29 protein-coding genes and 1 tRNA gene are annotated in these 24,448 nt (G+C 58.4%); 18 read left to right on the forward strand and 12 right to left on the reverse strand.

Features of this window, described 5'->3' with window-relative positions; translation table 11 throughout:
- Positions 1 to 185 precede the first annotated feature (185 nt).
- The gene (locus AC1D17_RS22420) at positions 186 to 464 is read right to left on the reverse strand and encodes a hypothetical protein (protein WP_477567515.1); all 279 of its coding nucleotides are present in this window, start codon (positions 462 to 464) and stop codon (positions 186 to 188) included.
- A gap of 220 nt (positions 465 to 684) precedes the next feature.
- Here AC1D17_RS22420 and AC1D17_RS22425 point away from each other — a divergent pair.
- From AC1D17_RS22425 to AC1D17_RS22450, 6 genes are all read left to right on the forward strand, one after another.
- Positions 685 to 759, forward strand: a tRNA-Asn gene (locus tag AC1D17_RS22425).
- 27 nt (positions 760 to 786) lie between these two features.
- On the forward strand, positions 787 to 1,047 hold the full coding sequence (locus tag AC1D17_RS22430; protein ID WP_477567516.1) for a hypothetical protein: 261 nt from the start codon (positions 787 to 789) through the stop codon (positions 1,045 to 1,047).
- Complete coding sequence (locus tag AC1D17_RS22435; RefSeq protein ID WP_477567517.1) at positions 1,048 to 1,383, forward strand: hypothetical protein; 336 nt, start codon at positions 1,048 to 1,050, stop codon at positions 1,381 to 1,383. It begins immediately after the preceding gene.
- A gap of 208 nt (positions 1,384 to 1,591) precedes the next feature.
- Positions 1,592 to 1,864 carry a hypothetical protein gene (locus tag AC1D17_RS22440; RefSeq protein ID WP_477567518.1) on the forward strand — a complete coding sequence of 91 codons (273 nt, stop codon included), beginning with the start codon at positions 1,592 to 1,594 and terminating at the stop codon, positions 1,862 to 1,864.
- 334 nt (positions 1,865 to 2,198) lie between these two features.
- Positions 2,199 to 2,444: a DUF1365 family protein gene (locus AC1D17_RS22445; RefSeq protein ID WP_477567519.1), complete on the forward strand. Its 246-nt coding sequence runs from the start codon at positions 2,199 to 2,201 to the stop codon at positions 2,442 to 2,444.
- 17 nt (positions 2,445 to 2,461) lie between these two features.
- A complete protein-coding gene (locus AC1D17_RS22450; RefSeq protein WP_477567520.1) occupies positions 2,462 to 3,715 on the forward strand; it encodes a class I SAM-dependent methyltransferase in 1,254 nt (417 codons plus the stop codon).
- A 30-nt stretch (positions 3,716 to 3,745) separates the two neighbouring features.
- Here the strand turns inward: AC1D17_RS22450 and AC1D17_RS22455 are convergent, their stop codons facing one another.
- Both AC1D17_RS22455 and AC1D17_RS22460 read right to left on the reverse strand, forming a co-directional pair.
- Positions 3,746 to 4,588, reverse strand: coding sequence for an SDR family NAD(P)-dependent oxidoreductase (locus AC1D17_RS22455; RefSeq protein WP_477567521.1), 843 nt, complete (start codon positions 4,586 to 4,588; stop codon positions 3,746 to 3,748).
- A 109-nt stretch (positions 4,589 to 4,697) separates the two neighbouring features.
- On the reverse strand, positions 4,698 to 5,348 hold the full coding sequence (locus tag AC1D17_RS22460) for a ChrR family anti-sigma-E factor (protein WP_477567522.1): 651 nt from the start codon (positions 5,346 to 5,348) through the stop codon (positions 4,698 to 4,700).
- A gap of 298 nt (positions 5,349 to 5,646) precedes the next feature.
- On the opposite strand from AC1D17_RS22460, the gene AC1D17_RS22465 reads away from it, so the two are divergent.
- The 5 genes from AC1D17_RS22465 (at position 5,647) to AC1D17_RS22485 (ending at position 9,432) form a co-directional block, all read left to right on the forward strand.
- On the forward strand, positions 5,647 to 6,687 hold the full coding sequence (locus tag AC1D17_RS22465) for a cysteine synthase A (RefSeq protein WP_477567523.1): 1,041 nt from the start codon (positions 5,647 to 5,649) through the stop codon (positions 6,685 to 6,687).
- 7 nt (positions 6,688 to 6,694) lie between these two features.
- Positions 6,695 to 7,438 carry an alanyl-tRNA editing protein gene (locus AC1D17_RS22470; protein WP_477567524.1) on the forward strand — a complete coding sequence of 248 codons (744 nt, stop codon included), beginning with the start codon at positions 6,695 to 6,697 and terminating at the stop codon, positions 7,436 to 7,438.
- Between the two features lie 15 nt (positions 7,439 to 7,453).
- Positions 7,454 to 8,308, forward strand: coding sequence for a 3-mercaptopyruvate sulfurtransferase (gene sseA, locus AC1D17_RS22475; RefSeq protein ID WP_477567525.1), 855 nt, complete (start codon positions 7,454 to 7,456; stop codon positions 8,306 to 8,308).
- Positions 8,309 to 8,313: 5 nt separating this feature from the next.
- On the forward strand, positions 8,314 to 8,880 hold the full coding sequence (locus tag AC1D17_RS22480) for a GNAT family N-acetyltransferase (RefSeq protein WP_477567526.1): 567 nt from the start codon (positions 8,314 to 8,316) through the stop codon (positions 8,878 to 8,880).
- A gap of 78 nt (positions 8,881 to 8,958) precedes the next feature.
- Positions 8,959 to 9,432: a DUF1203 domain-containing protein gene (locus AC1D17_RS22485; protein ID WP_477567527.1), complete on the forward strand. Its 474-nt coding sequence runs from the start codon at positions 8,959 to 8,961 to the stop codon at positions 9,430 to 9,432.
- A gap of 53 nt (positions 9,433 to 9,485) precedes the next feature.
- On the opposite strand, the gene ald is transcribed toward AC1D17_RS22485, so the two are convergent.
- Positions 9,486 to 10,604, reverse strand: a complete 1,119-nt coding sequence (ald, locus tag AC1D17_RS22490; RefSeq protein ID WP_264218740.1) for an alanine dehydrogenase — start codon at positions 10,602 to 10,604, stop codon at positions 9,486 to 9,488.
- 164 nt (positions 10,605 to 10,768) lie between these two features.
- On the opposite strand from ald, the gene AC1D17_RS22495 reads away from it, so the two are divergent.
- Complete coding sequence (locus AC1D17_RS22495) at positions 10,769 to 11,221, forward strand: Lrp/AsnC family transcriptional regulator (protein ID WP_372353122.1); 453 nt, start codon at positions 10,769 to 10,771, stop codon at positions 11,219 to 11,221.
- Positions 11,222 to 11,242: 21 nt separating this feature from the next.
- On the opposite strand, the gene AC1D17_RS22500 is transcribed toward AC1D17_RS22495, so the two are convergent.
- Together AC1D17_RS22500 and AC1D17_RS22505 are read right to left on the reverse strand one after the other, a co-directional pair.
- Positions 11,243 to 12,484, reverse strand: a complete 1,242-nt coding sequence (locus AC1D17_RS22500) for a GGDEF domain-containing protein (protein ID WP_477567528.1) — start codon at positions 12,482 to 12,484, stop codon at positions 11,243 to 11,245.
- Positions 12,485 to 12,620: 136 nt separating this feature from the next.
- Complete coding sequence (locus tag AC1D17_RS22505; protein WP_477567529.1) at positions 12,621 to 12,938, reverse strand: HlyU family transcriptional regulator; 318 nt, start codon at positions 12,936 to 12,938, stop codon at positions 12,621 to 12,623.
- Between the two features lie 110 nt (positions 12,939 to 13,048).
- On the opposite strand from AC1D17_RS22505, the gene AC1D17_RS22510 reads away from it, so the two are divergent.
- On the forward strand, positions 13,049 to 13,954 hold the full coding sequence (locus tag AC1D17_RS22510) for an alpha/beta hydrolase (protein WP_477567530.1): 906 nt from the start codon (positions 13,049 to 13,051) through the stop codon (positions 13,952 to 13,954).
- 2 nt (positions 13,955 to 13,956) lie between these two features.
- On the opposite strand, the gene ilvA is transcribed toward AC1D17_RS22510, so the two are convergent.
- Positions 13,957 to 15,204 carry a threonine ammonia-lyase gene (gene ilvA, locus AC1D17_RS22515; RefSeq protein ID WP_477567531.1) on the reverse strand — a complete coding sequence of 416 codons (1,248 nt, stop codon included), beginning with the start codon at positions 15,202 to 15,204 and terminating at the stop codon, positions 13,957 to 13,959.
- A gap of 178 nt (positions 15,205 to 15,382) precedes the next feature.
- Here ilvA and AC1D17_RS22520 point away from each other — a divergent pair, with 178 nt between their 5' ends.
- Complete coding sequence (locus AC1D17_RS22520) at positions 15,383 to 16,027, forward strand: hypothetical protein (RefSeq protein ID WP_477567532.1); 645 nt, start codon at positions 15,383 to 15,385, stop codon at positions 16,025 to 16,027.
- A 21-nt stretch (positions 16,028 to 16,048) separates the two neighbouring features.
- Here AC1D17_RS22520 and AC1D17_RS22525 read toward each other — a convergent pair whose 3' ends face one another.
- The gene (locus AC1D17_RS22525) at positions 16,049 to 16,804 is read right to left on the reverse strand and encodes a competence/damage-inducible protein A (RefSeq protein WP_477567533.1); all 756 of its coding nucleotides are present in this window, start codon (positions 16,802 to 16,804) and stop codon (positions 16,049 to 16,051) included.
- A gap of 163 nt (positions 16,805 to 16,967) precedes the next feature.
- Between AC1D17_RS22525 and wrbA the strand changes: the two genes are divergently transcribed.
- Complete coding sequence (gene wrbA, locus AC1D17_RS22530) at positions 16,968 to 17,567, forward strand: NAD(P)H:quinone oxidoreductase (RefSeq protein ID WP_477567534.1); 600 nt, start codon at positions 16,968 to 16,970, stop codon at positions 17,565 to 17,567.
- A gap of 358 nt (positions 17,568 to 17,925) precedes the next feature.
- Complete coding sequence (locus AC1D17_RS22535; protein WP_477567535.1) at positions 17,926 to 18,168, forward strand: DUF2188 domain-containing protein; 243 nt, start codon at positions 17,926 to 17,928, stop codon at positions 18,166 to 18,168.
- 308 nt (positions 18,169 to 18,476) lie between these two features.
- Here AC1D17_RS22535 and AC1D17_RS22540 read toward each other — a convergent pair whose 3' ends face one another.
- The 3 genes from AC1D17_RS22540 to AC1D17_RS22550 form a co-directional block, all read right to left on the reverse strand.
- Complete coding sequence (locus tag AC1D17_RS22540) at positions 18,477 to 18,710, reverse strand: hypothetical protein (RefSeq protein WP_477567536.1); 234 nt, start codon at positions 18,708 to 18,710, stop codon at positions 18,477 to 18,479.
- Positions 18,711 to 18,787: 77 nt separating this feature from the next.
- A complete protein-coding gene (locus tag AC1D17_RS22545) occupies positions 18,788 to 19,045 on the reverse strand; it encodes a hypothetical protein (protein ID WP_477567537.1) in 258 nt (85 codons plus the stop codon).
- Positions 19,046 to 19,517: 472 nt separating this feature from the next.
- A complete protein-coding gene (locus AC1D17_RS22550; RefSeq protein WP_477567538.1) occupies positions 19,518 to 20,330 on the reverse strand; it encodes a calcium-binding protein in 813 nt (270 codons plus the stop codon).
- Positions 20,331 to 20,830: 500 nt separating this feature from the next.
- Between AC1D17_RS22550 and AC1D17_RS22555 the strand changes: the two genes are divergently transcribed.
- Positions 20,831 to 21,085: a YMGG-like glycine zipper-containing protein gene (locus tag AC1D17_RS22555; RefSeq protein WP_477567539.1), complete on the forward strand. Its 255-nt coding sequence runs from the start codon at positions 20,831 to 20,833 to the stop codon at positions 21,083 to 21,085.
- Positions 21,086 to 21,440: 355 nt separating this feature from the next.
- Positions 21,441 to 21,707 carry a hypothetical protein gene (locus tag AC1D17_RS22560; protein ID WP_477567540.1) on the forward strand — a complete coding sequence of 89 codons (267 nt, stop codon included), beginning with the start codon at positions 21,441 to 21,443 and terminating at the stop codon, positions 21,705 to 21,707.
- Positions 21,708 to 21,849: 142 nt separating this feature from the next.
- Here AC1D17_RS22560 and AC1D17_RS22565 read toward each other — a convergent pair.
- A partial coding sequence (locus AC1D17_RS22565) for a beta strand repeat-containing protein (protein ID WP_477567541.1) occupies positions 21,850 to 24,448 on the reverse strand: 2,599 nt, incomplete at its 5' end.

Consider the following 24,448-nt stretch of genomic DNA (forward strand, 5'->3'; position numbering starts at 1 on the left):
GAACGAAGAACGAACACTATATGTTCCATATGTGTTCCGCAAGTCCCTAAAATTCATCGAGCGTTTTCAAGCCATTCGGACCTTTGCATGATCGCCCGGCACGCGGCACTTGGAGGTTTCGCCAGCCGGTGACTGCAGCGTGCCGCCTGTTGGAGCTCAGAAGGAGATTGCTGTTTCCCGGTAGGTTAGTTGGAAGCCTGCCATTTGCGGGCCCACCAGACGGAAAGCCGCCGCCGCTGGCGCCGCACGAAGGCAAGGTCATGCGACAGAACGATCAGGCCGAGCGGGATCATCCAGAAACCCAGTACCGGCAGGAAACCCAGAATACCGCCGAAGATCAACACGCCGCCGATGGCAAGGCGCAACAGGCGTGATTGCGGCAGCCGCATGCGCCATGTGCCGATGACGAGCTCATGCGTGCGGGCATCGATGCCGAATTTTTTTGTTTTCTGCGGTTCTGCCATTAAATTCCACCTGTCAAATCCCTGGCGGGCGCGATTGCCTGATATTGCTGCTGTTGCGTGGGGTCGGAGGCCGCGGCAAGCAACGATGCATCTCCACGCTCACATGGGGAGTTGTCCACAATCAGACAAGATTATGCGTTTTTTTTGAAAAACCGCTTGGCAAATCGGAAAAGCATTTGTATTAGCAGCCTCACTTCTGCAGCACACACCGCGCAGATGATCCCTGGTAGCTCAGCGGTAGAGCATTCGACTGTTAATCGACAGGTCGCCGGTTCGAATCCGGCCCGGGGAGCCAAATTCTTCAGCCAAGATGCTGACTATATTGAAGGAGCTGGTTCTGATTGAGCCGGCTCCTTTTTCTTGTCTCGATTTTTCCATTTCCTGTGGGTGCTTTTTCACCCGCGGCATCTATCACGCGCAAGCGACTGAATATCGTTACGCCCTTACCCCAATTTTTCTTCAGGAAAGTCGCCACGCTCGTGGCTGGGCGACTGCTTCGAACCGCATCGCGATGCCGCAAAATACGGTTGAAATTCCCTTGAATATACGTCAGGGTTGCAATGTTTTTAACCAGGAGGTGTAAATGCGCGAAGGTTTTTTTATTCAGCTATCGGACGACAGCGACATTTCGATCATCCCCGACAGTTACTCAAAGGAATGCTCAATTAGCCTTGGCAGTTTTGCGATAAAAATCAACGGAAGTGAGCAACTATTTGAAATTGAGCACGATCAGRCCACGCCCCGCTCCGCTCAGGTGTTCATCAAGAGCCTGAAGAAACGCGCATTCGAAGATGCGCCGGAAAAGTCGGCTGGTTGCTCTTGCGGTCCAAAGGCAGTTGAAGCGGGCGACGATGTTGGAACACTTGGCTGCCGAGTGAGTAATTGTTGCTGCAACTGTGGCGGCGGGTGGATCTGCTGACATAAAGCATAAGGAACGCCGCCCACGCGGTGACCTGGTGGCTATCTTGGGTTTCGTTGCCGCCACCTATGGCGGCGGGAAAGTTTCCCGCCGCCATAGGTGGCGGCGGCGAAGGGTGGGACGCCGCTGGATACCGGTTATCCTTTTCATAGTAATATCCTTTAATTAGCGTAGTATAAAATACCTATAGTGAGAGGAGGGGCGCGTTATGAAACGAGGTTTGTTGATAGTGGCTGCGGTTCTGCTTGCTTCGTGCACAGCGGTGGAGGTCGAGCCGATCCCCGGCAGCATCACCTATGGTGGCCAGCCGCGCACCAAGTTGACGAAATCACCTGCCGGCAGCACGTTCAGCCACACGTTCCATGATCAGCGTGGTTACTACTGGAGCGAGACCTACCAGATACAGCCTGACCGCTCGCTCAAGATCATTTCAAGACGCAGGGCCGAGGATTTCAGGTTGAACTCAAACGGCAGTTTGTAAAAGAAGCAAATGGTGTGCCCTCGCGCCAAGCGTCGCCGCTTGCGCCGAGGGTCCCCCCATGCGGAGCCTCACGCTTCACGAATTTCTCGCCGAGCTTTGCAACTAATCCGGCTGCCCTCGCTGCGGTTCGTCAGCGATCAGGGTCCCGCATAACAGTGGTGATGGCAGCGCCTTCGCCAAAGTATCCATCGCAAGCTGAATTCTTCCGGCCGCCCTGACTGCGGATGCCGCTTCTCAGGATGAAACGTCGGCTGACTCTGTTGAGTGGTATTCCCCGCAAAACGGAGACCGGCGAGGATGGACCTGGCTTGCCGCAACCCTCTGAGGCGTTCGGGTGCCGCTGAAAACAGGCAAGATTTTGCGTCTTGTTGCCCGGATTCGGCATCATACACTCAAGATCGTCGCAGGGATTCACCGGGAGGCGCCGACGCTCTGGATCAAAGGCGTCCGCTCCATCCGGCGGCCGAAACCGCCAGAACCGGCGAGAGCCTCGGGAGCGCCGCAGGACAAGCCACTGCGCTTCATGAATCCAAGGTTGGCGGCCCGGCGAAATGAGGTTATTTTGTGTCAGAAGCAATGATTGCTGAGGATCTGTCAATGAGTACAGCAGGCACCGGCTATTGTGATCCGAAAGACGGAGAGCGCCTTTCTTCCGAAAATTTGTCACGTATCGTCAAAGGCCTGCCTGCAAAGGCCCAGATGGTTCTGCGTGGTCTGGTACACATGCAGGCCGGTTGTCTGAAGCTGACTTTGCCAGACAGGCGCACCGTGGTGGTCAAGGGTAAAGCCCAGGGGCCAGTCGCCTGCGTCACGCTGCACAACTGGAACCTGCCGCAGCGGGCTTTGACCGGCGGCACCATCGCCGTTGCTGAAAGCTATATGGATGGTGATTGGGACAGTCCGGATGTCGGCGCGTTTCTGGAGCTGTTCCTGGTCAATACGGATGTCGGCCGTAATTTCTCCAACGGCGCGCGCGGCCTGTTGCGGCTGGTCGAAAAATTCCGCCACTGGATGAACGCCAACACGAAATCCGGCTCGAAGAAGAACATTTCCGCCCATTACGATCTCGGCAATGCCTTTTACAAGCAATGGCTCGATCCGACGATGACCTATTCTTCGGCCCTCTATTCGACGGGTGCCAATGACCTGCAATCGGCCCAGCGCGCCAAGTACAAGGCCTTGGCGGATGCCGCCGGCATCGATGCCAGTCATCATGTGCTGGAGATCGGCTGCGGCTGGGGTGGTTTCGCCGAGTAYGCGGCGGGCGAGATCGGCTGCAAGGTGACAGGGCTGACGATCAGCCGGGAACAGCTTGCCTTCGCCAACGCGCGGATGAAGAACGCTGGCCTGTCCGGCAAGGTCGAAATCAAGTTCCAGGACTATCGCGACGAGGTCGGGCTTTATGACCGGATCGTCTCCATCGAAATGTTCGAGGCCGTCGGTGAAAAATACTGGCCCGCCTATTTTTCACAGTTGCAACGCTGCCTGAAGCCGGGCGGCAAGGCCGGACTGCAGATCATCACCATCAAGCCGGAGGCCTATCGGGAATATCGCGCGAACCCCGATTTCATTCAGAAATACGTTTTTCCGGGTGGCATGCTGCCGACCCGCGAGCATCTGATCGACCTCGGCCGCAAGGTGGGCTTGAAGATCAGCGGCGATTTCGGCTTCGGGCTCGACTATGCCCGCACGCTCGCCGAATGGCGCGAGCGCTTCTGGAGCGTCTGGGACAAGGTCGAACCGCTCGGTTTCGATACCCGCTTCAAACGCCTGTGGGAATTCTACCTGTTCTATTGCGAAGCCGGTTTCCGCGCCAGAAACATCGACGTCCGTCAGATCGTTTATGAGTAAGGCCGCGACGGGCGATGGGTGTTTGCGGCTTCACACGGCCTGAGGATGCCGCTTGCGCACATCGACGGCATGGCTCTCGGTGACCAGCGGCCGCGTTTCCCAGCCCGTCGCCCTGTTGATCAGCCAGAAATACAGGCCATAGGGCAACAGGTTGAGGAGTTTCATTGCCCAGGTGAAGCGCCTGGGAAAGGTGATTTCGAAACCTCTGGATTTCAGGCCCTGGGCAATGCGGTCCGCGGCCACCTCCGGGCTGACCAAGGCCGGCATCGGAAATTCGTTCTTTGCCGTCGCTGCCGTGTCGACGAAGCCAGGATTGACGATCTGCAGGCGCACGCCGGCCTTGTCGAGGTCGAACTTCAGGCTTTCCGCCATGTTGATCAGCGCTGCCTTGGTGGCCCCGCAGGCTGCACCTGTCGGCAGGCCGCCATATCCGGTGACGGACGAAACGATGGCGATCTGGCCGTACCCCCTCGCCTTCATGTGTCGCACCGCCGGCAGCAGGCAATTGACCGTTCCGTTGAGGTTGACTGCAAAAGTCTTTTCGAAATCTTCAAGGTGCATATCCTCGCCGTGGACGGGAATGCAGACCCCCGCATTGAGAACCGCGAGCACCATCGATCCGTACTCATATTCGATCGCCGCCAGAACCCGTTCCATATCGCTGGGGTCGGTGACATCGCCGTCCAGCACGATGATCTTGCCCGGCCCGGGCGATTCATGCTGAAGTTTGACCAGTTTTTCGTGATCCCGCGACGTGACGACAACGTTGAAGCCATCTTTGACCAACCGCAGCGCCAGCGCGCGCCCGATACCCGAACTCGCCCCCGTGACCCAAGCCAAACCCAACTCGGGCTGTGCGACAAAATCGGTCATGGGGTTTCCTTTCGCTGCTTAATCGCCGACCCCGGAAACTGGGATCACCAAACAATACGCATTGAAATGTAGTTTGTTCCTGCATTCGGGCCATTGTTCGGCAGCAACGTCAGCCGATCAGATCGCCGATCAATTGCTTCCACGAACCGGTCAGCTTGAGCGGTGCCTGGAAGACGGTGAAGGCGATGCAGGGGCGTTCGGGTTCCGCGACCGGACGATGGTCGATGCTTTCGTCCGCCACCGATATGTCACCCTTGACGAAGCGGCCGCGTGCGTCCTTGAAAGCGCCATCCAGGACAAGCGACAGCTCGTAGCCTTCATGCGTATGGGCTGGGATCGCGCGCCCCGGCCGCAGCCAGAAAAAGCTGACGTCGCAACCGTCGATCTGTCCAAGGCTGTATTCCTTGAAACCCGGTAGCTTTTTTTTCCAGGGGATTTCGTCTGCTTCCAGTCCGGTAAAATCTCGGATAGCCTTGGGAAAGAGTGCATTTTCTGGCCGCCTGGCAACAGCGGCCGGCTCTGCCAGCGATGCTGCTGCGAATATGGCATGCAAGGCGGCGTCCCTTGACCGGATGGCAACGGGCTCGATCGTCTCGAGGATGCCACCCGCCAGCGATTCGTATTCGGCGACCCGTGGCCTGTTGACGGATTGCATTTCCAGATGGGCCTCGACGAGCACGCGCGCCGGTTCCGGCAGGATGCCGGCAGCGTAACGGGCCATCAAGGCATCCACCGTGTCGAGCTGAACCTCAGCCTTCATTTCAAACCTGTCCTGCCGGAGTAAGCCGCGAAAACTATCGCCTCACTACGCCAAGGGTCAAGAAATGGATCACCCGGGTCTGCACAACGCCGCCGCGGGCATTTTTTGCCCGTCATGGCACGCAGTTGAAACACTATTTCTTGCTTCGCAACACTTCCCGGACGAAAAGACGACAGGATTCCGGTATGTTAAACTGCGCATGCCGTTAAGACCGATGCGGCTCCACACGGACCGCTTTTAGCGTATTACCAAAGTCAGGCACCCGCCTGACATCGTTCCCGCAGCCAAGAGGTTCCTCATGTCCGTTCTGCCCTCCGTTCTCGATGCCATCGGCAACACGCCGCTGATCCGCCTAAAAGGTGCATCCGAGGCAACGGGATGCACAATTCTCGGCAAGGCGGAGTTCCTCAATCCGGGCCAGTCGGTCAAGGATCGCGCCGCGCTGTCGATCATCCGCCAGGCCGAAAAATCCGGCCAGCTGAAGCCGGGCGGCGTCATCGTCGAAGGCACCGCCGGCAATACCGGCATCGGCCTTGCCCTCGTCGCCCAGGCGCTCGGCTATCGCACGGTTATCGTCATCCCCGAGACGCAAAGCGAGGAGAAGAAGGACGCGTTGCGGCTTCTGGGCGCCGAACTCATCGAGGTCCCGGCGGTTCCCTACAAGAACCCCAACAATTACGTCAAACTGTCCGGCCGGCTCGCAGCTGAATTGGCAAAGACCGAGCCGAACGGCGCGATCTGGGCGAACCAGTTCGACAATGTCGCCAACCGCGACGCACATGTGGAAACGACAGCGCCGGAAATCTGGCGGGATACCGGCGGCAAGGTCGACGGTTTCATCTGCGCGGTCGGCTCCGGCGGCACGCTGGCCGGCGTCGCCCTTGGCCTCAAGGCGAAGAGCCCGGATATCAAGATCGGTATCGCAGACCCGGAAGGGGCCGCACTCTACAATTTTTATGCCCATGGCGAGTTGAAATCATCTGGCGGATCGATCACCGAAGGCATCGGCCAGGGCCGCATCACTGCCAACCTCGAAGGCTTTAAGCCGGATTTTGCCTATCAGATTCCGGATGCCGAAGCTGTACAGCTGGTGTTCGATCTCGTGGAAAAGGAAGGCATCTGCGTCGGCGGCTCTTCCGGCATCAACATTGCCGGCGCCATTCGCCTGGCAAAAGATCTGGGGCCGGGACATACCATCGTGACGATCCTCTGCGACTATGGTAACCGCTATCAGTCGAAGCTGTTCAATCCGGCATTTCTGAAGTCCAAGGGCCTTCCTGTTCCGGCCTGGCTGACGCGGAATTCCGGAATAACGGTGCCATACGAACCAGCCGGATAAGCATCTCATGACAACGACTGCCCTTTTTCGTGACGATTTCTACCTTTCAACCACGGAGGCGATCGTCACGGGAATACGGGAAGACGGCGGCATCGAGCTCGATCAGACCTGTTTTTATGCGACCTCGGGCGGCCAGCCCGGCGACAACGGCTTTTTCGAGCGCGCCGACGGCAGCCGCATCGAGATCGCAACCACGCGCCATGGCGACACCAAGGACATCATCATCCACGTTCCGGCAGCCGATCAACCCGCCGTGCTCACCGGTGAAAAGCTGGTGCTGCACATCGACTGGGCGCGGCGCTACAGGTTGATGCGCATGCACACGGCCTGCCATCTCCTGTCCGTCGTCTGCCAGTTTCCGATTACAGGCGCTGCGGTTGGCGAGGATGAAAGCCGGGTCGATTTCGACATGAGCGAAACCATCGACAAGGATGCCGTCACGGCCGCGATGATGGCGCTGGTTAAGGACAATCATCCGGTCTACCTGCAATGGATCACCGACGCGGAACTGGCCGCCAATCCCGATATCGTCAAATCGAAGAATGTCCGCCCGCCGGTGGGCCTTGGCCGTGTCAGCCTTGTCTGCATCGGTGAAAGCGCGTCAGTCGACAGCCAGCCCTGCGGTGGCACCCATGTGTCCGAAACTCAGGAAGTCGGCGCCATCCACATCGCCAAGATCGAAAAGAAGGGTAAGGAAAACCGGCGTTTTCGTATTCGTTTCGGCACGCCGGACGCCGCTTCAACCCTTTGACCAGAAAGTAAATCGATGACCGAACAAAAGAGCGCATTCGTTGTATCGGCTGATTGGCTTGAGCAGAAGCTGACGGACCCTTCGGTGAAGATTGTCGATGCATCCTGGTACCTGCCGGCACAGAACCGGGATCCGAAGGCCGAATACGCGGCCGGCCACATTCCCGGAGCCGTCTTCTACGATCAGGATGCCATCGCTGATCTGACCAGCGGCCTGCCGCACACCATCCCCTCGCCCGCATCCTTTGCACTATCGGTTGGCAAGCTCGGAATCAGCGAGAGCGATACGATCGTCGTCTATGATGGTCCCGGCATCTTTACCGCGCCGCGCGTCTGGTGGCTATTGCGTACCATGGGGGCAAAAACGGTGTTCGTACTGGATGGCGGTTTCGATGGCTGGAAGGCCGAGGGCCGCCCCGTCACCACCGATGTCCCGCAGCCCGCGCCTGCAACGTTCCATCCGCAGTTCAACGCCGAAGCCGTGACCTCGTTTGCGCAAATGAGCGAGATCGTTGCAACCGGCTCTCGCCAGATCGCCGATGCACGCGGTGCTGCCCGCTTTACCGGCGAGGAAGCCGAGCCGAGAGCCGGCATGCGATCCGGCCATATGCCCGGTGCAAAAAGCCTGCCATCCGGCGTCTTTTCGGCCGGCGGAAAACTCAAGTCGCTCGACGCCCTGCGCGAGACGATCGAAGCGGCGGGTATCGACCTCGACAAGCCGGTCACCACCACCTGCGGTTCCGGCGTGACCGCGGCGATCATCATGCTTGCGCTGCAATCGCTGGGCCATACGGACAATAAGCTCTATGATGGGTCCTGGTCCGAATGGGGCAGCCGGGCAGACACGGCCGTCGTTACCGGGAAAGAATGATCAGAATGGCAAAGGGTACAGTTATGGAGCCGCTGGCAGTGCGCGTCACCGAGCTGGAAATGACGGTCGCGCCCAAACAGAGCCTGCCGGTGCCGGTCAATATCCAGACCGCGATCATGCGCGTGCCGGAAATCCCGCTGTCATTCTATCGGTTCCTGTATCTGCGGGTCGGGCGGCGCTGGAACTGGGTCGACCGGCTAAGGATGAGCGATGCGGAACTTGCGGCAGTCCTCCACGACAAGCGCAATGCCGTCACCGTGCTCTATGTCAACGGTGCACCGGCCGGATTTTTCGAACTGCTGCAAGTGGATGAGGACACGGTCGAGCTCTCTCATTTCGGCATGTTCGAACATGCGCTCGGCCTCGGGCTCGGCAAGTGGTTCCTGTTGCAGACGCTCTACGCCGCCTGGAGCTCGAATCCGAAAACAGTGCGTGTCGCGACAAACACGCTCGATCACCCCCGCGCACTGCAGCTTTACCAGCGTTTCGGCTTCTCCCCGGTGTCAACCCATGACGCGTTGGTCCAGCCCCTGCGCAATGACGAGCTGTTGGCGTTTGCCCTGAGCCTCTGACGCTCAGGCCGGCAAGAATCGGGTGTTGCCCGTTTTGGGTGAATGTTAGTTTCTCCGCCATAAAACAAGGAGGAACTGATGACCAACCTGCGCTACAAACCGATGCCGAGCGATCTTGCCGCGCGCTATCGGCGCCGCGAGCCCGATGCCTACGGCCTGACACCGGAGCTGCATGTCTCCGACGGCCAGGGCATGCCCTGCCGCCATTGCCTTGGCAATATCGGCCTCGGCGATCCCTACCTGATCCTCGCCTACCGTCCCTTTCCGGAACTCCAGCCCTATGCGGAAACCGGCCCCATCTTCCTGCATGCGCAGGAGTGTGAGGCCTATGACAATCACAACGCGGTGCCGCCAATCCTGACGACCAGCAAGGATTATCTGCTGCGCGGCTATGGCGAGGACGACCGGATCGTCTATGGCAGCGGCGCAGTCGTTCCGGTGGAAAACATCAATTCCCGCGCAACCGAGCTGCTGCAGCGGGAGGACATCGCCTATGTCCATGTCCGCTCGGCCCGCAACAATTGCTATCAATGCCGTATCGAGCGTGCTTGAAAAACGGGGCCGGAAATTTCCGGCCCCGTCCTGATCGTGTCTCCTGACTATACTCAGGCGATCATCAACACGGCTTCCGGGGCATGGTTCTCATAGCCAAGCGCTTCGGCCACCGCCTTGTTGGTGACGCGTCCCTTGTGGACATTGAGGCCGGCGCGCAAATGCCGGTCCTCGGCAATCGCCTTCAGGCCACGGTCGGCAAGCTGCAGGCCGTAGAACAGCGTCGCATTGTTGAGTGCATGCGCGGAGGTCACCGGAACGGCGCCGGGCATATTGGCGACGCAATAATGCACGATGCCGTCGACTTCATAGGTCGGGTCGGAATGCGTCGTTGCATGCGAGGTCTCGAAGCAGCCCCCCTGGTCGATGGCGACATCGACGATGACCGCACCCTTCTTCATGCCGGAGAGCATTTCGCGCGTCACCAGTTTCGGAGCGGCAGCACCCGGGATGAGCACGGCGCCAATGACGAGATCGGCCGAGAAGACTTCCTCTTCCAGCGCGTCGATGGTCGAAAACCGGGTGTGAACGCGGCCGGCAAACAGGTCATCGAGCTGGCGCAGACGGGGAATGGAACGATCGAGAATGCTGACATCGGCGCCAAGGCCGGCTGCCATGCGCGCCGCATGCAGCCCGACGACGCCGCCGCCGATCACCGCGACCTTTGCGGGCAGAACGCCAGGCACGCCGCCGAGCAGGATGCCGCGGCCGCCATTGGCTTTCTGCAGCGATGTGGCGCCGGCCTGGATGGCCAGGCGGCCAGCCACTTCCGACATCGGTGCCAGGAGCGGCAGGCCGCCGCGATCGTCGGTGACCGTTTCGTAGGCGATCGCCGTCACACCGGAGCCAAGCAGGCCTTTGGTCTGTTCCGGATCGGGCGCAAGATGCAAATAGGTGTAGAGGATCTGACCGTCGCGAAGCTGCGCCCATTCGGAAGGCTGCGGCTCCTTGACCTTGACGATCATGTCGGCTTTTTCAAACACATCCTTGGCCGTGGCAACGATTTTCGCGCCCGCCGCCCGATAGCTGTCGTCTTCCGCGCCAATTCCTGCGCCCGCCTTTGTTTCGATGATCACCTCGTGGCCATGCGCCACATATTCCCTCACCGATCCGGGCGTCAGGCCGACACGATATTCATGGTTTTTGATTTCCTTCGGGCAACCGACACGCATCTTTGCGTTCCTCTCCTATACGGCTTTCGCCATGGTTGTTTTACCAGCGTAAGGAAACAGAAAGATCGCCGCATGTCCTTGCAAAGTGATGTGCGGATATCGTAATATTTCGCGGATTATTGCGTTCTTTTGAGAAAAATTCGAAGGATATTCGATTGGCTGCGATGGATACAATTGATGCTGCGATTTTGAGGGTTCTGCAGCAGAACGGCCGGATCGCCAATGCGGAGTTGGCCGAGAAAGTCGGCCTATCAGCGTCCGCATGTTCGCGCCGGGTCGATATTCTCGAAAAATCCGGCGTCATCAGCGGCTATCATGCGCGCCTGTCGCACAAGGCGCTCGACTATCGCATCATGGTCATCGTCCACATCTCGCTTTCAGGCCAGTTTGCCAAGACCTTGACGGAGTTCGAGGCCGCGGTGAAGCTCTGTCCCAACGTGCTGGTCTGCTATCTGATGTCGGGAGAATACGACTATATCCTGCGCGTTGCTGCCAAGGACCTTGAAGACTACGAGCGCATCCACCGGGATTGGCTTTCGGCCCTGCCCCACGTGGTCAAGATCAATTCGAGCTTTTCGCTGCGCGAAATCATCGACCGGCCGAATGTCGGCGTTTGAGCATTTGCAATTTTCAAGCCGTCAAGCGTTGCCAACGACGCAGTTGCGTCCCTGTCGCTTGGCTTCGTAAAGACGCGCATCGGCCTTCGACAGCAGCTCCCTTGTCGTTAAGCCGTCGCCCGGCATCGACGCAATACCGATGCTGATGGTCACCGCCGAACGATCCGGCGTCGTTACACGCGTCAATACCCGCTGGCGAAGCTCTTCTGCGCGCGACAGGGCGCTGGCAGGATCGAGACCGTCGCAAAGGACGACAAACTCTTCTCCACCGTAGCGAAAGAGGTGATCGCACTGGCGCAGGCTGGACTGTATCGCATCGGCGATCGATTTCAGCACATGGTCGCCTTCGAGATGACCGAAGCGGTCGTTGACGCTCTTGAAGTGATCGGCGTCGATCATGATCAGGCTGACGGCGCCGGACGACAATGCATTGCGGATCAATCGCGGGGCTTCAAATTCGAACCGGCTGCGGTCGAGCACACCGGTCAGCATATCCCGGCCAGACTTCGACAAGAGGTCCTCATAGCGCTCCCGGAAGGTCAGCGTGTTGAAGATATCGCCGATCGGTTGCTGTGAAGCGGACAGCACCGAGTGGCTGGAAAAATGCAGGTAGGCGCCAAGCACGGTCGAATAGAGGACAGCTGCTCCCATCTTGGCAACCCAGCCGCCCCAGAACACCTCGGCTGGCGCGCCGTTCAGCGCATGCAGGGCGAGGTAGAATCCTGCCTGGTCGAAGGTCAGCACCACGACGCCGCAGATCAGAAAACGCAGCGTAAGCAGGCCACGCATAAAGCGGCCGATCCGTTCATAGAGCAGGATGATCAACAGCGAATCGAGATAGAGCAGCAGCGTTCCCCAAAGCATCAGCCATCCCATCTCGTCGATGAAGGCCAGATCAGCGCTCCGGTTCGGGACCGCCGAAACCGTCTGGTGCATCTGCAGGAGCAGGCTGAGCGCTACTGTGAGGAAATTGCCGGCCAGCAGGCCGTAGATTGGCTGGCGGACGGTCGCGGCGTCCTCTTTCACATAGAGAAGAAGGATCATCATCAGCTTGCCGGCAAACAGCACTGCGGACCCTGGAGAAATCACGCCGAATGGCAGCTGGACGTAAAAGACGGCCGCCAGATAGGTTTCGATGAAATGCAGAACGCCAAGGGCTGCGATGAAGACGCCGAGGCCGAGCCGGTAACGCAGGTGCAGCAACGTGACCATGACTGCGACGTAGACAAGGCCTTCGCAGAGAAAGAGGACTACATTGGTCATCGGCAGACATTCACTCGGATTTCAATCCGCGAACCTATAAGCGTCAAATTTAAAGAAACGTTTAGAGGCGCTGTGCGCCGATCGCTAAAAAGAACCCAAGCCGACCTTGTAAGCCGACCCGATCGATCGCTTGGTATTAGACCTGCCGCGAGGCAACGTCGTCGGCAAACAGCGAAGGTCCATGCTGGTCGATGATCTGATGCGCCTTGCGCAGCGTTGCGTCGATCACATCCTGCTCCGATGTGAAAACGTCGGCGCGGATGAAGGTGCGGACGCGAGCGACCCCATCGACGTCTTTTTCAATCGACCCGGCCAGCCTGAACTGGTTTCCCTCGCGGATTGGCGTGGCTCGGATCAGGCAGTCGCCATAGGTCGACGTCTTGCCGGAAGACGCAGCCGTCTCGGTGCTGGAGCCGTTGGAAAAGCCGAACAGTTTTGACAGAAAAGAAGCCATGCGAAAGACTTACTCATGGCAAACAAGGCTGTCAAAGGCTAAGTTCCGCCCATTGGTGATCCGCTCGCAGGTTCAAGGAAAATCGGAATGACGGGGGCGCTGTCGCGATCATGATATCGGGTTTTGCGGCTATCGGATCGCTGGACGATATCGATGCGCGCCTCGCCGCCAGCGAATCGGTCTTCCCCGATATCCGGCCGGGATTGGCCAAGGAAATCGTCTGGGCCGCCCCCGGCGCAAAGAACCGCACAACGCTTGCCATCGTCTACATCCATGGATTTTCCGCGTCCAAGGGCGAAGTGCGCCCCCTGCCCGATCTCGTGGCAAAGGCGCTGGGTGCCAACCTGTATTACACGCGTCTCGCCGGTCATGGCCGAAGCGGCGACGCAATGGCGAAAGCCTCGGTGGCAGACTGGCAGGAGGACATGCGCGAGGCGCTGGATATAGCAGCCCTCATCGGCGACAGGACGCTGATCATCGCAACCTCGACCGGTGCTGCGCTCGCCAGCTGGGCTCTTGCGCAACCTGCATTGGCGGCACACGTCGAGGGCGCCGTTTTTCTGGCCCCCAATTTCAGGATCAGGGGGCGTGGCGCTTTCCTTTTGACGGCACCGCTTGCCCGTCTCAGCGCACGTCTCATCCTTGGCCGCCGCCGTTCCTTCGTCCCGTTGAACGCCCTTCATGCCGCCTACTGGACGACCGAGTATCCGGTCAGCGCACTGTTGCCGGTGGCATCGCTGGTCGCGCAGGTTCGGGCGCTACCTTTTGAACGGATTGGAACCCCGGCGCTGTTCATTCAATCGCCGCGGGATCAGGTCGTCGATGCGCGGCAAACCTCTGCTGTCGCCGGGCGCTGGGGCGCCGCGGTCACCCTCCTCGATCCCGGCGAAACCGGCGACCCTTGCGCGCATGTGGTTGCAGGCGATGCGCTGTCGCCAAAGACGACCGGGCGACTGGCAGCAAACATCATAGATTGGTTTAAATACACCGTTCAGCGATCGGAATTAAAAAGATAATATCAGATCACCAGATTAGCCAATATTTCGTTGTCTGTGATATCCTGATAGCGCAGACCGGCGCTGTCGAAGGCCGCTTTCAGCCGTGGAAAGTTCTCCGGATGTTTGGTTTCGATGCCGATCAGAATCGAGCCGAAATTGCGCGCCGATTTCTTCAGGTATTCGAACCGGGCGATATCGTCCTCCTCGCCGAGCAGGCCGAGAAAGTCCTTGAGCGCGCCCGGGCGTTGCGCCATGCGCAGGATGAAGTATTTTTTCAGACCTGCATGCCGCATGGCCCGTTCCTTGACATCAGGCAAGCGTTCGAAATCGAAATTGCCGCCGGAAACGACAGCAACGACGGTCTTTCCTTCCAGCGCCTCGCGCCCCAGCGTTTCCAGCGCCGTGATCGACAAGGCCCCGGCCGGCTCCAGCACGACGCCCTCGACATTGAGCATGTCGGTGATCGTGACGCAGATGGCATTTTCCGCCAGAAGCAGGACCTGATCGATTGAGAAGTGCTTGAGCGCCGCGAAGTTGAGGTCGCCGATGCGCCCGACGGCCGCACCATCGACAAAATTATCGACTTGATCAAGCGTCACCACGGCCCCTGTCTCCAGGCTGCGGCGCAGGCTCGGCGCGCCCTCCGGCTCGCAGAATATGAAGGCTTCAGGCCGCACAAGATCTTTCAGATAGCCGGTCATGCCGGCGGAAAGCCCGCCGCCGCCCACCGGCATGATCACCAGATCCGGAATGACGCCTTCCGGCAGTTGCTCGATCATTTCGGCAGCCACCGTCGCCTGGCCCTCGATGATATCGGCATGATCGAACGGCGGCACCATGACGCCGTCAATCCGCTCCACATGGTCGCGTGCGGCCTGATAGCACTGGTCGAAGAAGTCGCCGACGAGCTTGATGCTGATGAATTCTCCGCCGAACATCCGGGTCTTGTCGATCTTCTGCTGCGGTGTCGTCACCGGCATGAAGACCACGCCCGGCACGCCGAAATGCCGGCAGACGAAGGCAAACCCCTGCGCATGATTGCCGGCTGAGGCGCACACAAACGTCTTTCCGGTTCCACCGGCCTCGATCACCTTGCGGAAGAAGTTGAAAGCACCTCTGATCTTGTAGGAGCGCACCGGCGAAAGGTCCTCGCGCTTCAGGTAGATCGTCGCGCCGTAACGCGCACTCAGATGATCGTTGAGCTGCAGCGGCGTTGCCGGGAACAGCGCGCGCAAAGCCTCGACGGCATTATCAACGTCCTGCTTCATGGATGCGGTCTTTCGTTCGGTTCGTATCGCCCTGCCTATGCCACAACGCCGCCTGCGAAACCACAGATATTCCTAACTAAGTTGACTGGATCGCTCGCCTTTTGCCAGCGATGGCCTGCCTTGACACCGGCCGGCAAATACCCAACATCCGCAACCGGGCAGGATCAGGAGAGAGACAATGCGAACCGGCATTCGAAGAGGCGGTCTGACGGGCGTAACCAGCGCGGTCGCGGTGCTGTCATTGCTGGCCTGGTCTGGGCTGGCTTGGTCCGGGCTGGCGGGGCCCGCCTTGGCCGGGCCGCTCACCGACGCGGCAACCAAAGCCGAGGCGCTGGCAGCCTCCGGCGACACGCTGGGGGCCCATGATGTGATGCGCTCGGCAATCAGCACGTTTTCGGCGACACTACCCTTGTCCATCGGCAAGGCTGTGTTCGTCGCGGCACCTGCGGCGGGCTACGCGATGTATGACGCGAAACAGGACGCCGTCTTCAAGCCGGGTGAAGCCCTCGTCTCCTATGTCGAACCCGTCGGCCTGACCTGGAAGCCGGCGGCGGTGGCCGGCAAGATGCAGGCGCACTTTACGGTCGATCTCGACATTCTCAGCGCTTCGGGCGAAATGCTGGCCAACCAGGAGGCTTTCGGAGACTTCACCTTTACCGGCTTCCTGCGCAATCAGGAGATCTTTGCGACGCTGACAACGGATGTCAGTGGTGCCGCAGCCGGCGATTATGTTCTCCGGTTCCATTTCAACGATCTGAACAGCGGTAAGTCCGCAAGCGTCGATCAGAAATTCACCATTGCCGCCGCACCTGCGGCACCGTAGCGGTTCCGACCCCGTCGCGGCTCACGCGTTTTTCTTGGCCGCCGCGATTTTATCGATCATCGCCTTCACATCCGCCTCCGCCGCATCGAGCAAGGCCTCATCGCGGGCACGGATGACGAGATCGGTCGAAAACGACGTGCCGTCGAACTTCGGATAGGATCCGATGCTGGTTGAAGGATGCGCCTTCTGCACCTCGCCGAGCGGTCCGCCGATATCGCCTTCCCCGAAAGGAGAGCGCACGGTGCGGGATTTGACGATCGTACCGCTTTCCAGTTGCGGCAGCAGGGCATCCAGCATGGCCTGGAACACCTGCGGCACGCCGGCCATCACATGAACGTTGCCGATGATGAACCCGGGTGCTGTCGACACGGCGTTTGGAATATGCCGCGCGCCGTTCGGCATGCGCGCCATGCGCCGCCGCGCTTCGGTGAACTCCAGACCGCGCCGCTCGTACATGGCGCCAAGCAGGGTCATGGCATCCGGATCGTGGATGCATTCGACCCCGAAGGCGCGCGATACCGCGTCGGCAGTGATGTCGTCATGGGTCGGGCCAATGCCGCCCGAAGTGAAGACATAGTCATACGCACCGCGCAATCCGTTGAGGGCCGCAACGATCGCCGGTTCGTCGTCGGCGACGATGCGCACTTCCTTGAGGTCGATCCCCGCAAGTGTCAGGACATCTGCCAGATGGCCGATATTCTTGTCCTTGGTTCGGCCGGAGAGCAACTCGTCGCCGATGGCGAGCATGGCGGCGGTGACGATTTTTTCGCTGGTCATCGAAAGGTCCTATCTGGCACGGGATCGTTCAGTCGAAAAATCCGATTGTCTTTCATTCTCGAACAGTCTGTCGCCCGCATCGCTTCTGACAACGGACGGGCAAACTGATAAATCCTATTTCCAGCGGCAATCAAGCGGAATTGCCAACACAAGGGAGAATACGATGGCTAAGATATTGGTGCTCTATTATTCGGCATACGGACATATCGAAACCATGGCCTACGCGGTGGCCGAAGGCGCCAAGTCCGCCGGCGCCGATGTCACCGTCAAGCGCGTGCCGGAACTGGTGCCTGCGGAAGTCGCCAAGGCCTCTCATTTCAAGGTGGATCAGGCCGCCGAAATTGCCACGCCGAATGAACTGGCCGATTATGACGCCATCATCTTCGGCGCCGGCACACGTTTCGGCACCGTTGCATCGCAGATGCGCAATTTTGTCGATCAGACCGGTGGGCTGTGGATGAGCGGCGCGCTTGTCGGCAAGGTCGGCTCCGTCTTCACCTCCTCGGCCACGCAGCATGGCGGCCAGGAATCGACAATTCTCGGCTTTATCCCCACCCTGATGCACCAGGGCATGGTCGTTGTCGGCCTGCCCTATGCTTTCCAGGGGCAGATGGGCCTGGAAGAAATCAAGGGCGGTTCGCCCTATGGCGCATCGACGATCACCGGCGGTGACGGCTCCCGCCAGCCGTCGGAAATCGAATTGGAAGCTGCGCGCTACCAGGGTGCCCATGTCGCCAAGATTGCGGCCAAGCTGTCGGCGTAAGGCACGGAAACCAATCAAATGCGTTTGAAGGGCGATCGCAAGGTCGCCCTTTTTACGTCGGTACACGACTGCATAATTCCTTCAATCGGAATCGATTTGAAGAAAAGCGCGCGGCGCTGTCGCGACGGAAAAGCTGGCAAGAGCTTGAAACGGGAGTTTCCAGCGCTTGGACCGGAAAATTGGAAAAACACCGGTGTTTCGTGCTACCTTGCGGTGTCAGGACGATACGCGGGAATCCGCAAGGCGGGTTTCGGCGACGGGAACGATTGTCCGCATCGGCCATTCCCGTCCGGTCCCGTCGATTCCATGAGATTTGGAATGGAGATATTGGAACGCGGCGCACTCCAGGGAGTACGAAATGACCAGAGTGGTATATGAAATCGTCGAGCATGACGGCGGATGGGCCTACAAACTTGCCGAGGTGTTTTCCGAGTCGTTTCCGAGCCGGGAGATCGCTTTGGCGGCGGCAAAGGCGGCGGCAGCAGAACAACAGGTCGGCGGCGACGATGAGGAAATCAGTTTTCAGGACCAAAGCGGTCAATGGCATTTTGAACATGCGGACGGCGGCGACCGACCGGAAGCCATCGTCGAGGATCAATAGGCCGCCGCAGCCTATCGGCAAGATGTTTCCATGCTGATGAATTTGAGCACAATGCCCCTCCCCGGCGCCGAAGAGGGGCTAATCGTTTGGTGCTGAAAATGCCGAGTTTCCCTCCCTCGGCAACACGGATTAGAGCGCCATTGTGCTGGCGCATCAATCGAAACCATTGGTTAACCTTCACAGGTAAGGTTAACTGCTCCGCCTGCCGCCAGGAAGCAGCAGATCAGTCCCTCCGAACGTCATTTTTCAACGGCATTCGGCCAGCCAGCCCCATGCGTCCGGCGGCAAGCTGCTTGAATTTTTCCCGTTCACGCTGCCTTGGCGGCGCTTTCCCTATGGGGTTGTTTGGCCTCGATTAGAGCCATGCAAATCAAATAACTCAGCATGACATTCTGCTGAGCATCGGCTAGCAATTTTGCAGCCTGTAGAAGGTCCATGACATGCGCTTTATCCGACATCAGAAGCCTCATCTTTTCAACGATTGCAGCGTCGATGGTAATATTCAACAGTTGTAATTCAACCTGCAAGTTCTTGCTGATCATTATCGGCAGTTGATTTTTTTTGAAACACCACGCCGGGTAGCGGCATACCCGCGGAAATACGGCTATGCGGCGTCTTGTTAAGCCGTGGCCTTGTTGAACAGGCCCGCTTGCGTGAACCATTCTTCGACACTGGCCTGCACGGCGGCCTTGGCTTCATCCAGTGTTTCGGCCGATTGGAAATCGTATCGTGCCGTGCCGTTGCAACCGGACACCATCCATTTCCAATTTGTCTGACCATCATGCTGCAACACATAGGCAAGCCGCAGATGACCGAGCATGCCGGCGTAGGAGCGGTTGCGGATTGGTTGYCACGTCAACGGGATTTCTTGCAGCACGTCGATCACCTCTGCGTTCGTCACAATCCAAATGTAAAGCCGCAAACGGTTATATGTAACCCTGTGGTTTGAGGGGTTTTGCAAATTGCCATTGCTGCCTAACCAGGGAAAATTTGCGGTTCGGATCGCGTTTTGAAAAACAGCCTATTGACCTTGATGTCCGAGTGTCTGAAAGGAAACGCAGGCGGACGTGGCGAAACTGGTAGACGCAAGCGACTTAAAATCCGTCATAAACCCACCGTTTCCGGCCTTTCCGCCTGCAAAACATCATTGCTTTTCCGACTGAAATCAATGGAACAAAATGAGATTTGCAAAACATTATGGGGTGCTATCCTACCCCCATGGCCGACGACCCCGTCCCAAAATACTCATGGTCATGCGCGGCGGCCAGCGCCATTCGGATCAGGCTTGTTCGATTGTTGGCCGAATTATGTGGGCCACCCCGTCGTGCAAGACGGCCCACATTGCTCTGTTACAAAACGAAATAGCCCTTCAGCAGCGTTACAGCATCATCGAGATGGATGGCAAAGTCTGCCGTCTTGTCTCCGTTGATGTCTGCATAGATGTAAGTGTCGGACAGTTTTTTCTCGTACCGCACTTCGCCTTGCTTACCTGAGAATTGACTTGTCGCGATAAAAACAAAAGCGTCGTTGCCCACCCTCGTTGTGTAGGCATCGATCGCAGACAGGTCGATCTTATCGCTACTGGTAAAATCGTAGATCGTGTCCCGGCCGGACGATGCGTAAGTTGAGTCCGAGATCGATTTATAGATGAAAGCGTCGATGCCGGCTTCCCCATGGAGATAGTCGTGACCACGACCGCCGGCAATTTTGTCGTTGCCTGAGCCTCCGTTCAGCGTGTCGTTACCGCCGTTGCCAACCAAAATGTCGTTGCCAGCATAGAGCTTCACATAGTCAGCGCCGTTGCCGCCCTTGAAGRTATCGTTTTCTTTGAGAGCGCTTGCGATGAGGGCAAGATCGTCGGTCGTCGAATAGGTGTTCGCATCCTTCACAATGTTGGTCGCCGCGATCGTGACACCATCGACCGAGAACATCTTGTTCCCGTCGCGGAATGCCGCATAGCTTGTGACTGTGCCGGCGGTCGGCTCGCCATAGGAGTTATATCTGAAGCCGGACCCGCGAAACTCGTCCGCATCGCCACCGCCATAGCTTGCACGAAATATGGTGCTCGCAGTGGTGTAATAGCTCGCATAGTAGATCGAGCTGAAATCCAGTTCCCTGATGTCCAGGCCATAAATGCTGCTTGCTGAAATTGTCGCGCCCATAAAAGACCCCTCGATTTAACGGGCACTTTTTGCGGCTATTTCCGGCCACGTGCAATCTCTAGTCGCGAACATCGCTTGCTTTAGTGGAAGTGGTAAACGTCGGTTCGCCTTCGGCAACGGACAACGCGCATAGATTTCAGATTGGCGTCTGCATCCGAAAGGAGAGACCATGCCTATGATTGGCACCGCGCGTCTGCCGTTCGATATTCCGGTCCAGTCGATGAGATCGCCCCGCCCTCGCCTTCCTGAGAGACGGTTGCGACTTAGAAGGACAAAGCTGCTCGATCGACCGCTTTGCGCCAATTGCGGACGTCTGCTCGCTCGTAATGAGCTACCGAGTGCGGGCCAGTAGCGGTCAGCCGAACTTACTATGAAGATGACGATAGCCGTGGGGCGCGGAAGCCCGGTTGTGATGGCGCGCGGTTGAGACTGAAGCCTCTATGGAAGTTGGTTGTGGAATCTGACAAGATACCCTTCGGACACGAACCGAGGGGACGAAGATGAAGAAACTTCTGATCGCTATTGCCATGGTTGGAGCGCTTGCGTCGTGCACGCAAACCGAGCGTGGTACCGCAATCGGCGCCGGAACCGGCGCAATCATTGGCGGTGTCGTCTCAAACAGTTGGGGCGGAGCGGCTATAGGCGCGGTAGCGGGTGGCGTCGTTGGAAACTTGATCGGCCGCTCGCACGAACGTCAAGGCTATTGCATTTACCGGGACCGAAACGGCCGGCGCTTTGAGGCGCGCTGCCGGTGAGAGATGCGATATCCGGCCATTGCGAGCAAGTCTCGGCGTAGCGAGTGACCGCGTTCGCGGCCAGGGCGTGCTCGTCCAGAAGAGTTTAGCGGCTCGCGCCTCCGAGATCATCGCCGAGGCGGATTTTTCGCCACAGAGCAGCCCTCGTTGTTTCCAACGAGGGCGTAAATGTTCTGGTGCTCAAATGCACCGAGCGAGAATTGCTCGACACAATCACCATGCCATATTTCCAACATCTAATGTGACATGCCCACCGTTAGGGTTATTTGGTAAGGTGAACGGCTAGCCAGGGCACAACTGAGACCATTGGAATAATCTTGGCCTCTGTGATGTTCTTGCGGAAATGGAGCGTACCATGACCGTTGAAGCACCTAGGTATTCCGGTAGCCACCCCGACCGAGATTTGAACTGCCAAGAGGCAGTCGAACCGGAGTTGCAGCGCATAATTGACGACGCGACTACACACGGCTGGGCCACGATCGAGACAATCAACGCGATTGAAGAGGTGGTGAAGAACCTCCGCGTCGCTTATGCCGAAGACCCAGATCCCGCCGAAAAGCCGCCGAAAGTGTCCGCCGGCGAGCCAGACCCAACCAACGACTGGCCGGGGGCAAACCCATGAGCGGCGATTGCGACACGCTATTAGACCCGTAAAGCCGATCTGGGGCGACGGAAAAAGCTGCGCCCATTACAGGCACTAGTGCAGCCTTTCGCTCTCGTGAGTACCGGAACGAGGCAATTTCCCACTTTCCACCGATCGCGTGCTAGACAATGATGAAGTCTGAAGCGGTTATGATCGGCTTAGTTTCCAAAATCGCGAACAAAATTGCCGGTTTCGCCCCAGAACCATCTTCGTCATAGAAGAGTTTCCCCGTATCGGTTTCGTAGACTATCCGGTCTTGAGCGTCCATTGCCTTACCCGTTAAATTAGATTCGAAGGCGGTAGGCGACAGCATCCCGGGTTTGGCAAACGCTTTAAAAATTGCATTTTCCAAGTTGATCGTGTCGTCTTTGGCGACGAAGTCTTTGATACGGTCAACGTTCGTCGAAACATTGAGAGCAGTGTTGAACACAAAAGTGTCCTGCCCCGCTCTACCTGTCAGGATGTCATTGCCAGCACCGCCATTCAGAACGTTGTTGCCCGAATTGCCGACGATCGTGTTGACCAGGCCATTGCCTGTTCCGCTGATGTTACCGGTCCCAAGCAGCGTCAGGTTCTCGATCGTTGAATAGCCGGTCAGTGAACGGCTGATGGTCGAGGTGATCGTGTCAACGCCGCTGCTGTCGCTGACGGTATCGCTCTCGCCGCCGAGCACATAGGTATCGTTACCCGCCCCCCCGATCAGCGTATCCTTGCCGGCACCACCATCAAGCACGTTGTTGCCTGCCGTGCCGGTAATGATGTTGACCAGGCCATTGCCTGTTCCGTTGATGTTGCCGGTCCCAAGCAGCGTCAAGTTCTCGATCGTTGAATAGCCGGTCAGCGAACGGCTGATGGTCGAGGTGATCGTGTCAACGCCACTGGTATCGCTAATGGTGTCGCTCTCGCTGCCGAGCACATAGGTATCGTTACCCGCCCCCCCGATCAACGTATCCTTGCCGGCACCACCATCGAACACGTTGTTGCCTGCCGTGCCGGTGATGATGTTAACGAGGCCATTACCTGTTCCGTTGATGTTGCCGGTCCCGATTAGCGTCAGGTTCTCGATCGTCGCATAGCCCGCCAGCGAACGGCTGATGGTCGAGGTGATCGTGTCAACGCCGCTGCTGTCGCTGACGGTATCGCTCTCGCCGCCGAGCACATAGGTATCGTTGCCCGCCCCCCCGATCAGCGTATCCTTGCCGAGACCACCATCGAGCACGTTGTTGCCTGCCGTGCCGGTGATGATGTTGACGAGGCTATTACCGGTTCCGTTGATGTTGCCGGTCCCGATTAGCGTCAGGTTCTCGATCGTCGCGTAGCCCGCCAGCGACCGGCTGATGATCGAGGTGATCGTGTCAACGCCGCTGCTGTCGCTGATGGTGTCGCTCTCGCCGCCGAGCACATAGGTATCGTTGCCCGCACCGCCGATCAGCGTATCATTGCCGGCGCCACCATCGAGCGTATCTTCCCCTGAGCCGCCGTCTAATAAATCGTCACCGGCACCACCACTTAAACTATCATCCCCCGCCCCACCTTTGAGTGCGTCGCTTCCATCTACTCCGGACAACGTATCGTCCCCGGAACCGCCGGTTGCCGTGATTGACGTCAGGCGATTGTCGTTAGGATAGTTACGGTTATATGGAATATTCAGAAGAAGGCTGCCGCTTGCCGTGTAGACCTGAGTACCAATGACGGTCACCTCTTCCGACGACGCTGAGAAATCGACATTCAGGACATCGGCGCCATAGATGTTAGCCTGGCCCTTTGTCGTGCCCGAGACAAAGACCGTATCGCTCCCTGTGCCCAGGTCAAAAATGCTCTTGTATAAGTAGGCAGAAGCCTCCAGCGTGAAGCCGCGCATGTCGAGCGCGTCGCTGCCGCTACCAGTGATCAGCTGGAAAGTCTCGAAGCCCTGGACGCTGGTATTCGCGCCAAGCTGCACTGCCGCCAAGGCTTGGTCTGCCAGCGTGAACGACACCGCTGACGTAAACGATGAGAGGTTCAGATCCAGAACGTCAGTCYCGGTTCCACCGACCATCGTGGCGCCTGCAGCACCGGTGATCCAGTCGTTGTCCGAGCCGCCATCAAGGTCGCTACCGGTACCACCGGTGAGGCGATCATCCCCTGCCCCGCCTTTCAGCGTGGCGACTGCACCCATGCCGGACAACTGRTCGTTCCCGGAACCGCCGGTTACCGTCATCGTTGTCAGGGGAACATTGRACAACTCAAGAAAGAGGCCGCCGCCTGAGGTATAAACCTGATTGTTGATGACGTTTAAATCTTCCGACGACGCTGAGAAATCGACATTCAGGACATCGGCGCCATAGATGTTAGCCCGGCCCTTTGTCGTGCCCGAGACAAAGACCGTATCGCTCCCTGTGYCCAGGTCAAAAWWGCTCTKGTATAAGTAGGCAGAAGYCTCCAGCGTGAAGCCGCGCATGTCGAGCGYGTCGCTGCCGCTACCAGTGMTMAGCMGGAAAGTCTCGAAGCCCTGGACGCTGGTATTCGCGCCAAGCTGCACTGCCGCCAGGGCTTGGTCTGCCAGCGTGAACGACACCGCTGACGTAAACGATGAGAGGTTCAGATCCAGAACGTCAGTCTCGGTTCCACCGACCATCGTGGCGCCTGCAGCACCGGTGATCCAGTCGTTGTCCGAGCCGCCATCAAGGTCGCTACCGGTACCACCGGTGAGGCGATCATCCCCTGCCCCGCCTTTCAGC

This window comes from Pararhizobium sp. P1_E7, from assembly GCF_056405855.1.

Bases quoted from the DNA above. Each gene is read 5' to 3' on its own strand.
- AC1D17_RS22420 (WP_477567515.1), bottom strand. From the start codon at position 464: ATGGCAGAACCGCAGAAAACAAAAAAATTCGGCATCGATGCCCGCACG.
- AC1D17_RS22440 (WP_477567518.1), top strand. From the start codon at position 1,592: ATGAAACGAGGTTTGTTGATAGTGGCTGCGGTTCTGCTTGCTTCGTGC.
- AC1D17_RS22455 (WP_477567521.1), bottom strand. From the start codon at position 4,588: ATGACCGATTTTGTCGCACAGCCCGAGTTGGGTTTGGCTTGGGTCACG.
- AC1D17_RS22460 (WP_477567522.1), bottom strand. From the start codon at position 5,348: ATGAAGGCTGAGGTTCAGCTCGACACGGTGGATGCCTTGATGGCCCGT.
- AC1D17_RS22465 (WP_477567523.1), top strand. From the start codon at position 5,647: ATGTCCGTTCTGCCCTCCGTTCTCGATGCCATCGGCAACACGCCGCTG.
- AC1D17_RS22470 (WP_477567524.1), top strand. From the start codon at position 6,695: ATGACAACGACTGCCCTTTTTCGTGACGATTTCTACCTTTCAACCACG.
- sseA (WP_477567525.1), top strand. From the start codon at position 7,454: ATGACCGAACAAAAGAGCGCATTCGTTGTATCGGCTGATTGGCTTGAG.
- AC1D17_RS22480 (WP_477567526.1), top strand. From the start codon at position 8,314: ATGGCAAAGGGTACAGTTATGGAGCCGCTGGCAGTGCGCGTCACCGAG.
- AC1D17_RS22485 (WP_477567527.1), top strand. From the start codon at position 8,959: ATGACCAACCTGCGCTACAAACCGATGCCGAGCGATCTTGCCGCGCGC.
- ald (WP_264218740.1), bottom strand. From the start codon at position 10,604: ATGCGTGTCGGTTGCCCGAAGGAAATCAAAAACCATGAATATCGTGTC.
- AC1D17_RS22495 (WP_372353122.1), top strand. From the start codon at position 10,769: ATGGATACAATTGATGCTGCGATTTTGAGGGTTCTGCAGCAGAACGGC.
- AC1D17_RS22500 (WP_477567528.1), bottom strand. From the start codon at position 12,484: ATGACCAATGTAGTCCTCTTTCTCTGCGAAGGCCTTGTCTACGTCGCA.
- AC1D17_RS22505 (WP_477567529.1), bottom strand. From the start codon at position 12,938: ATGGCTTCTTTTCTGTCAAAACTGTTCGGCTTTTCCAACGGCTCCAGC.
- AC1D17_RS22510 (WP_477567530.1), top strand. From the start codon at position 13,049: ATGATATCGGGTTTTGCGGCTATCGGATCGCTGGACGATATCGATGCG.
- ilvA (WP_477567531.1), bottom strand. From the start codon at position 15,204: ATGAAGCAGGACGTTGATAATGCCGTCGAGGCTTTGCGCGCGCTGTTC.
- AC1D17_RS22520 (WP_477567532.1), top strand. From the start codon at position 15,383: ATGCGAACCGGCATTCGAAGAGGCGGTCTGACGGGCGTAACCAGCGCG.
- AC1D17_RS22525 (WP_477567533.1), bottom strand. From the start codon at position 16,804: ATGACCAGCGAAAAAATCGTCACCGCCGCCATGCTCGCCATCGGCGAC.
- wrbA (WP_477567534.1), top strand. From the start codon at position 16,968: ATGGCTAAGATATTGGTGCTCTATTATTCGGCATACGGACATATCGAA.
- AC1D17_RS22535 (WP_477567535.1), top strand. From the start codon at position 17,926: ATGACCAGAGTGGTATATGAAATCGTCGAGCATGACGGCGGATGGGCC.
- AC1D17_RS22540 (WP_477567536.1), bottom strand. From the start codon at position 18,710: ATGATCAGCAAGAACTTGCAGGTTGAATTACAACTGTTGAATATTACC.
- AC1D17_RS22555 (WP_477567539.1), top strand. From the start codon at position 20,831: ATGAAGAAACTTCTGATCGCTATTGCCATGGTTGGAGCGCTTGCGTCG.
- AC1D17_RS22560 (WP_477567540.1), top strand. From the start codon at position 21,441: ATGACCGTTGAAGCACCTAGGTATTCCGGTAGCCACCCCGACCGAGAT.